Origin of the sequence: Streptomyces sp. NPDC047130, assembly GCF_040643475.1 — a bacterium.
Lineage (GTDB): Bacteria > Actinomycetota > Actinomycetes > Streptomycetales > Streptomycetaceae > Streptomyces.
On record NZ_JBEYUK010000061.1, the window covers coordinates 1 to 7,909 of the forward strand.

Annotated in this window: 2 protein-coding genes; both read right to left on the bottom strand. The window is 73.1% G+C overall.

Translation table 11 applies throughout. The annotated features are described in order from the left end of the window. The coding region (locus tag ABZ836_RS30340) for a type I polyketide synthase (RefSeq protein WP_361147576.1) at window positions 1-2,354 on the bottom strand (2,354 nt) is incomplete at its 3' end. After that, the gene (locus ABZ836_RS30345; RefSeq protein WP_361147579.1) at window positions 2,351-7,867 is read right to left on the bottom strand and encodes a type I polyketide synthase; all 5,517 of its coding nucleotides are present in this window, start codon (window positions 7,865-7,867) and stop codon (window positions 2,351-2,353) included. The genes ABZ836_RS30345 and ABZ836_RS30340, both read right to left, overlap by 4 nt. Window positions 7,868-7,909 lie beyond the last annotated feature (42 nt).

Below are 7,909 nucleotides of genomic sequence, written 5' to 3' on the forward strand. Positions count from 1 at the left end.
GCGGTGTGGGGTGCGAGGTCGGTGAACTGCTCGGCGAGGGCCGGCAGGAGGGGGTCCATCTGGGCGTTGTGGGAGGCGTAGTCGACGTTGATCTTCCGGGCGTAGACGCCCTGCTCACCGAGCTGGTCGACCAGCCGCACGACCGCTTCGGCCTCGCCGGAGACGATCGTCGAGCCGGGTGTGTTCACCGCGGCGACGGACAGCGCGTCACCGAACGGGGCGATGAACCCCTCGACCTCCGCGACGGGCCGTTCGACGAGGGCCATGCCGCCCTGGCCGGCGCAGGCGAGGACGGCCTGCGAGCGGCGGGCGACGACCAGCGCGCCCTGCTCCAGGGTGAGGGCGCCGGCCACGACCGCGGCGACGACCTCGCCCTGCGAGTGCCCGACCACCGCGGCCGGCTCGACCCCGAGCGAACGCCACAGCGCGGACAGGGCCACACCCATGGCGAACAGCGCGGGCTGGACGACATCGACCCGGTCGAAGCCGGGATGGCCGCCCTCGATCCCCTCCAGGACGTCGCGGACCGACCAGCCGGTGAACGGCAGCAGCGCCGCGTCACACGCCTCGACCGCCTCCCGGAACACCTCACTGCTCGCCAGCAGGTCCCGGCCCATGCCGACCCACTGCGAGCCCTGGCCGGGGTAGACGAAGACGACCTTGCCGCGCCGTTCCGCGAGCCCGGTCACCACCGCGTCGTGCGCCTCACCCTCCGCCAACGCCCGCAGCGCGGAGATCAAGGCACTGGTGTCCGTCGCGGCCACGGAGGCGCGGGCGGCCAGGTGCGTACGGTGACGAGCGGCCGTGAGGGCCACATCTCCGACGGGCACGTCCTGGTGGGCGGACAGCCAGTCGGCCCAGCGACTCGCCTGACCGCGCAGGGCGGCCTCGTCCTGACCGGAGAGCACCACCGGCACCGGTCGGCCGTCCTCGGTGGCCGGAGCCGAGGACTCCCGGACCGGCGGTTCCTCGACGATCACGTGGGCGTTGGTGCCACTGAGCCCGAACGACGACACGCCCGCGCGGCGGATACGCTCCGCGTCCCGCTCCCAGGGGCGGGCCTCCTGCAGCAGCTCCAGCCCGCTGTCCTTCCACTCCACGAGCGGGCTCGGCTGTTCCGCGTGGAGGGTCTTGGGCAGCGTTCCGTGCTCCAGGGCGAGGACCATCTTGATGACGCCGACGACACCGGCGGCGGCCTGGGCGTGTCCGATGTTGGACTTCGACGAACCAAGCCAGACCGGCCGGTCCTGCGGGCGTCCGGGGCCGAAGACCTCGGCCAGGGCGCCGGCCTCGATCGGGTCGCCCAGCGACGTGCCCGTGCCGTGCGCCTCGATCGCGTCGATGTCCGCCGGAGTGAGCCGGGAGGCCTCGAGTGCGGCCTGCACGACCCGCTGCTGGGAGGGTCCGTTCGGGGCGGTCAGGCCCTGGCTGCGGCCGTCCTGGTTCACGGCGGAGCCCCGGATCACGGCCAGGACGCGGTCCCCGTCCCGCTCGGCGGCGGACAGGCGCTTCAGCGCCAGGACACCCACACCCTCGGCCCATCCGGCGCCGTCGGCCGAGGCCGAGAACGACTTGCAGCGCCCGTCCGCCGCCATGCCCTTCAGCCGCGAGAACTCCACGAACAGCGCGGGCGTGGCCATCACGGTGACACCACCGGCGAGCGCGAGGTCGCACTCACCCTGGCGCAGCGCCTGAACGGCGAGGTGCAGCGCGACCAGCGAGGACGAGCAGGCCGTGTCGACCGTCATCGCGGGACCCTGGAGCCCGAGGCTGTACGCCACCCGGCCCGAGACCACGCTGCTCGCGTTGCCGGTGCTCACATACCCGTCGAGGGCGTTGAGGTCGTAACCCTGCTGGTTGCCGTAGTCGGAGCTCATCGTGCCGAGGTAGACGCCGGTGTTGCTGCCGCCGAGCGAGTCCGGGCGGATGCCCGCCCGCTCCAGGGCCTCCCAGGACGCCTCCAGGACCAGCCGCTGCTGCGGATCCATCGACAGGGCCTCACGCGGCGATATCCCGAAGAAGCCCGCGTCGAACCCCTCGATGTCGTCCAGGAACCCGCCCTCGCGGGCGTAGCTCTTGCCGACGGCCTCCGGGTCCGCGTCGAACAGGTTCAGCCCGTCCCAACGCGACGGCAGACCACCCACGGCATCACCACCCGCCGCCAACAGCTCCCAGAACGCCTCCGGCGTGTCGATCCCGCCCGGCAGCCGGCACGCCATCGACACGATCGCGATCGGCTCGGTGCGCGCCGCGCGTTCGGCGGTGAGCGCGTTCTCCGTCTCGAGGAGCGCGCCGGCCGTGCGCCGCAGGTAGGCCTCGAGCTTCTCGATCTTCCCGACTTCGGACGCGCTCATTCGCTCACTCCAAGCTTGCGATCCAGGAACTGAAGAAGGTCATCCGTGCTGCCGGTGTCGATCTCGGCTTCCGGCTCGGGTTGCGCGTCGCCTGCGGGAGTGATCTTCGTGAGGCCGTTCCGCAGGGCGAGGAGACCGGCCGCGAGGCCCTGCTCCTCCAACTGGGCCGGAGTCGCCGTACGCAGGAGTTCGACGAGTGTGTCGATCTGGTGGCGCGTCACTCGCTGCCCCGTGGCCGGTCCCGCCGCGTCGTCGGAGCCGACGGCGAGTCTGGTGAGGAGCAGGGTGGCGATGGCGGTGGGTGTGGGGTGGTCGAAGGCCAGGGTCGAGGGCAGCGAGAGCCCGCTCGCGGCGGCGAGGCGGCGGCGCAGTTCGACGGCCATGAGCGAGTCGATGCCGAGCTCCTTGAGCACCTGCTGGGCTCCGACGCCGTCCGCGTCGGCCACGCCGAGTACCGTGGCGGCCTCCCTCTGCACCAGTTGGGTGAGATGGGGCAGCCGCTCGGCCACGGGGCGGGCCAGCAGTTGCTCGCGCAGACCTGACGGGTTCGCCGCGGCCTCGCCCGCCTGTCGGCGCGGGGCACGCAGCAGGTTCCGCAGGAGTGCGTGGACGTTCTCGCCGTTGCCCGCGGCGCGCTGCAGCGAGGTCAGCTCGAACTTGACGGGGACGAGGTGGGCGTACGGCAGGTCCAGCGCGGCGTCCAGCGCCGCCAGTGCCTGCCGGGCGCTCAGCGCGCCGATGCCGCCACGGCGCAGCCGGGCCAGTTCGGCCTGCCCGAGCGCCGAGGTCAGGCCGATTCCGGCCTGCTGCCACAGGCCCCAGGAGAGGCTCACGGCGGGAAGGCCGTCGGCGCGGCGGCGGGTGGCGAGGGCATCGACGTAGGTGTTGGCGGCGGCGTAGTTGGCCTGTCCGGCGCCGCCGAGGACACCGGCGGCGGAGGAGAAGACGACGAACGCGGCCAGTCCGGGCGCCAGTTCGCGGGTGAGCTCGTCCAGATGGGTCGCGCCGGCCGCCTTCGCCGCCCAGACGGTGGCCAGGCGTTCGGTGGTCTGGGCGGCCAGGACGCCGTCGTCCAGGGCGGCGGCGAGGTGGAACACGCCGGTCCAGGGGTGCGCGGCGTCCGCGGTCGCCAGGGCCATGGAGACGTCCTCGCGGCGGCCGATGTCGCAGGCCACCACCTGCACGCTCTCGGCGCCGGTGGCGGTGAGGTCGGCGACCAGGTCGGTCGCGCCCGGAGCGTCGAGACCCTGCCGGGAGGTGAGCACCAGGTGGCGCACACCGTGGTGGCGCACCAGGTGCCGCGCCAGGACCTGGCCCAGCTCGCCGGTACCGCCGGTGATCAGGACCGATCCGTCGGGGTCCAGGGCCGTGGCGGCCCCGCGCTCCCCCGCACCGGGCTCCGTCGTCCGCGTGGTGCGGGCGAGGCGTGCGGTGCGCAGCTCACCGTCGCGGAGCACGAGCTCCGGTTCGTCCGTCAACGCGAGGGCGTGGGGCAGCAGCGTGTCGTCGGCGGGGTCGTGGCCCAGGTCCACCAGGCGGATCGTCCGCTCGGCCTGCTCGCTGCGCGCGGCGCGGACCAGGCCCCACAGCGGGGCACGCGTCAGATCGTGGACCTGGTCGTCCACGCCGACGGCCGAGCGGGTGATCCACACCAGCTCCGTACCGTCCAGTCGGGGCTCCGCCAGCAGGCGTTGCAGGGTGAGCAGCGCCGAGGCGGTCACTTCCAGTGCGGTGGCGGCCACGTCTTCCTGGTTGCCGTCGGCCGGTGCGGTCTCCGCCGTCGCGTCGACGACCAGGCGGACGGGCGCCGGCTGTCCGTCGTCGAGGCGGGCGAGCAGCGCGGCCACGTCGGTCACGTTGTCGGCCCCGAGGGTGCCGGACACTCCGGCGGCGTCCCCGAGGACCCAGGTGCCGACGGCCGGAACCTTGCCCTCGGGCAGGGTGCGCGCCTTCCGGAAGTCGAGGTGGTAGAGGTGGTCCACGGGCTCGCCCGCACGGATCTGCTCCGCGGTCGCCTCCCTGATCACCAGGCGGTCCGCCCGGGCGACGGGGCGGCCGACCGGGTCGGCCACATGGACGCCCGCGGCGGTGCCGGAGGCGTCGAGTTCGATGCGGACGCGGAGTTCGGCGGCGCCGGTGGCGTGGAGTTCGACGTCGTTCCACTCGAACGGCAGGAAGACCGGGCGCTCGTCGCCTTCCTCCTCGCGGACGCCGATGAGGGTGTGGAGGGCGGTGTCGAGGAGGGCGGGGTGGATGCCGAAGCCGTCGGTCTTGAGTCCTTCGGGAAGGCGGACGAGGCCGTAGGCGGTGTTGTCCTTGCGCCAGAGTTCGGTGAGTCCCTGGAAGGCCGGTCCGTAGTGGAGTCCGCGGGCTTCGAACGCGTCGTAGAAACCGTCCAGATCGACTGCTTCAGTGCCGGGAACGGGCCACTGGGTCAGTTCTGCGAAGCCGTCGGTGGTGTTGGTGGCGTTACGTGCTTCGGTGAGTTCGCCGGTGGCGTGGGTGCGCCAGGGGGTGTCGTCGGAGGCGTCCTCGGTGCGGCTGTAGAGGGTGATCGGGCGGTTGCCCTCGTTGTTGGGGGCGCCGACGACGACCTGCAGGCGGACCGCCCCGTCCTCGGGGAGGACGAGGGGCTCGAGCAGGGTGAGTTCCGAGACGCGTTCGGCGCCGACGTGATGGCCGGCGGTCAGGGCGAGTTCGAGGAGGCCGGTGCCGGGGACGAGGACGGTGCCGAAGGCGGCGTGCTCGCCGAGCCAGGGCTGGTCCGTGAGGGAGAGGCGGCCGGTGAGGAGGTGGCCTTCACCGTCGGCGAGCGGGGTGACGGCGCCGATCAAGGGGTGCGAGGAGGCCTCGAGCCCGAGCGACCCGGCGTCGCCGGACGGCAGGGTGGTGTCGAGCCAGTAGTGCTCGCGCTGGAAGGCGTAGGTGGGGAGAGCCACGAGCTCGCCGGTGCCTGGAGTCGGAAGGACCTTGTCCATGTCCAGGTCATAGCCCTGGACGTGGAGGAGACCGAGGTTGCGCAGGAGCTGCCCCGGCCCGCCGTTGTTGCGGCTGAGGGAGCCGACGACGATGCCGCCGCGTTCCGCGCCGGCGTCGGTCAGCGGCATGGCGAGGACCGGGTGCGCGGACATCTCGACGAAGACGGTGTGGCCGTCGTCGAGGAGCTTGTCCAGGGCGCGGTCGAAGCGCACCGGCTGACGCAGGTTGCGGCACCAGTAGTCGCCGTCGAGCTCGGGGCCGGTGGCGATCTCGCCGGTGACGGTCGAGTAGAGGGGGACTTCCGCGGTGTGGGGTGCGAGGTCGGTGAACTGCTCGGCGAGGGCCGGCAGGAGGGGGTCCATCTGGGCGTTGTGGGAGGCGTAGTCGACGTTGATCTTGCGGGCGTAGACGCCCTGCTCGCCCAGCTGGTCGACCAGCCGCACGACCGCTTCGGCCTCGCCGGAGACGATCGTCGAGCCGGGTGTGTTCACCGCGGCGACGGACAGCGCGTCGCCGAACGGGGCGATGAACTCCTCGACCTCCGCGACGGGTCGTTCGACGAGGGCCATGCCGCCCTGGCCGGCGCAGGCGAGGACGGCCTGCGAGCGGCGGGCGACGACCAGCGCGCCCTGCTCCAGGGTGAGGGCGCCGGCGACGACCGCGGCGACGACCTCGCCCTGGGAGTGCCCGACCACCGCGGCCGGCTCGACCCCGAGCGAACGCCACAGCGCGGACAGGGCCACACCCATGGCGAACAGCGCGGGCTGGACGACATCGACCCGGTCGAAGCCGGGGTGGCCGTCCTCGGTCCCCTCCAGGACGTCGCGGACCGACCAGCCGGTGAACGGCAGCAGCGCCGCGTCACACGCCTCGACCGCCTCCCGGAACACCTCACTGCTTGCCAGCAGGTCCCGGCCCATGCCGACCCACTGCGAGCCCTGGCCGGGGTAGACGAAGACGACCTTGCCGCGCCGTTCCGCGAGCCCGGTCACCACCGCGTCGTGCGCCTCACCCTCCGCCAACGCCCGCAGCGCGGAGATCAGTTCGGCCGAATCGGCCGCGACGACGCTCGCCCGGGACGGGAAGTGCGTGCGGTGACGCGCCGCGGTCACGGCGACATCCGTGACCGGTGCCTCCGGGTGCTCGGTCAGGAAGGCCGCCCAGCGGCCCGCCTGCTCCCGCAGCGCGGTCTCGTCCTGTCCGGACACGACCACCGGCACCGGACGGACCTCCTCACCGGCCGGGGCCGACGGCTCCCGGACCGGCGGTTCCTCGACGATCACGTGCGCGTTGGTCCCGCTGAGCCCGAACGACGACACGCCCGCCCGGCGGACACGTGCCGCGTCCCGCTCCCAGGGGCGGGCCTCGTCGAGCAGAGCGAGGCCGCTGCCGTCCCACTGGATGTGCGGGCTCGGCTCGGCGGCGTGGAGGGTCTTGGGCAGCGTTCCGTGCTGGAGGGCGAGGACCATCTTCATCACGCCCGCCACACCGGCGGCGGCCTGCGCGTGGCCGATGTTGGACTTGGAGGAGCCCAACCAGACCGGCCGGTCCGCGGGTCGTCCGGGGCCGAAGACCTCGGCCAGGGCGCCGGCCTCGATCGGGTCGCCCAGCGACGTGCCCGTGCCGTGCGCCTCGATCGCGTCGATGTCCGCCGGAGTGAGCCGGGCGGCTTCGAGTGCGGCCTGCACGACCCGCTGCTGCGACGGCCCGTTCGGGGCGGTGAGGCCCTGGCTGCGGCCGTCCTGGTTCACGGCGGTGCCGCGGATGACGGCCAGGACGCGGTCGCCGTCGCGCTCGGCGGCGGACAGCCGCTTCAGCGCCAGGACACCCACGCCCTCGGCCCATCCGGCGCCGTCCGCCAGCGCGGAGAACGACTTGCAGCGCCCGTCCGCCGCCATGCCCTTCAGCCGCGAGAACTCCACGAACAGGGAGGGTGTGTTCATGACGGTGACACCACCGGCGAGCGCGAGGTCGCACTCACCCTGGCGCAGCGCCTGAACGGCGAGGTGGAGCGCGACCAGCGAGGACGAGCAGGCCGTGTCGACCGTCATCGCAGGGCCCTGAAGCCCGAGGCTGTACGCCACCCGGCCGGAGACCACGCTGGTCGCGTAGCCGGTGCTGGTGTAGCCGTCGAGGGCCTTCAGATCGTGGCCCTGGTGGCCGTAGTCGGAGGTCATGGCGCCGAGGTAGACGCCGGTGTTGCTGCCGCCGAGCGAGTCCGGGCGGATGCCGGCGCGCTCCAGGGCCTCCCAGGAGGTCTCGAGGACGAGGCGCTGCTGCGGGTCCATCGACAGGGCCTCACGCGGCGAGATGCCGAAGAACGCGGCGTCGAAGTTCTCGATGTCGTCCAGGAACCCGCCCTCGCGGGCGTAGCTCTTGCCGACGGCCTCCGGGTCCGCGTCGAACAGGTTCAGCCCGTCCCAACGCGACGGCAGCCCACCCACGGCATCACCACCCGCCGCCAACAGCTCCCAGAACGCCTCCGGGGTGTTGATCCCGCCGGGCAGTCGGCAGGCCATGGAGACGATGGCGATGGGTTCGTCGGGGGTTCTGGTGGGTTTGCGGGTGGTGGTGCG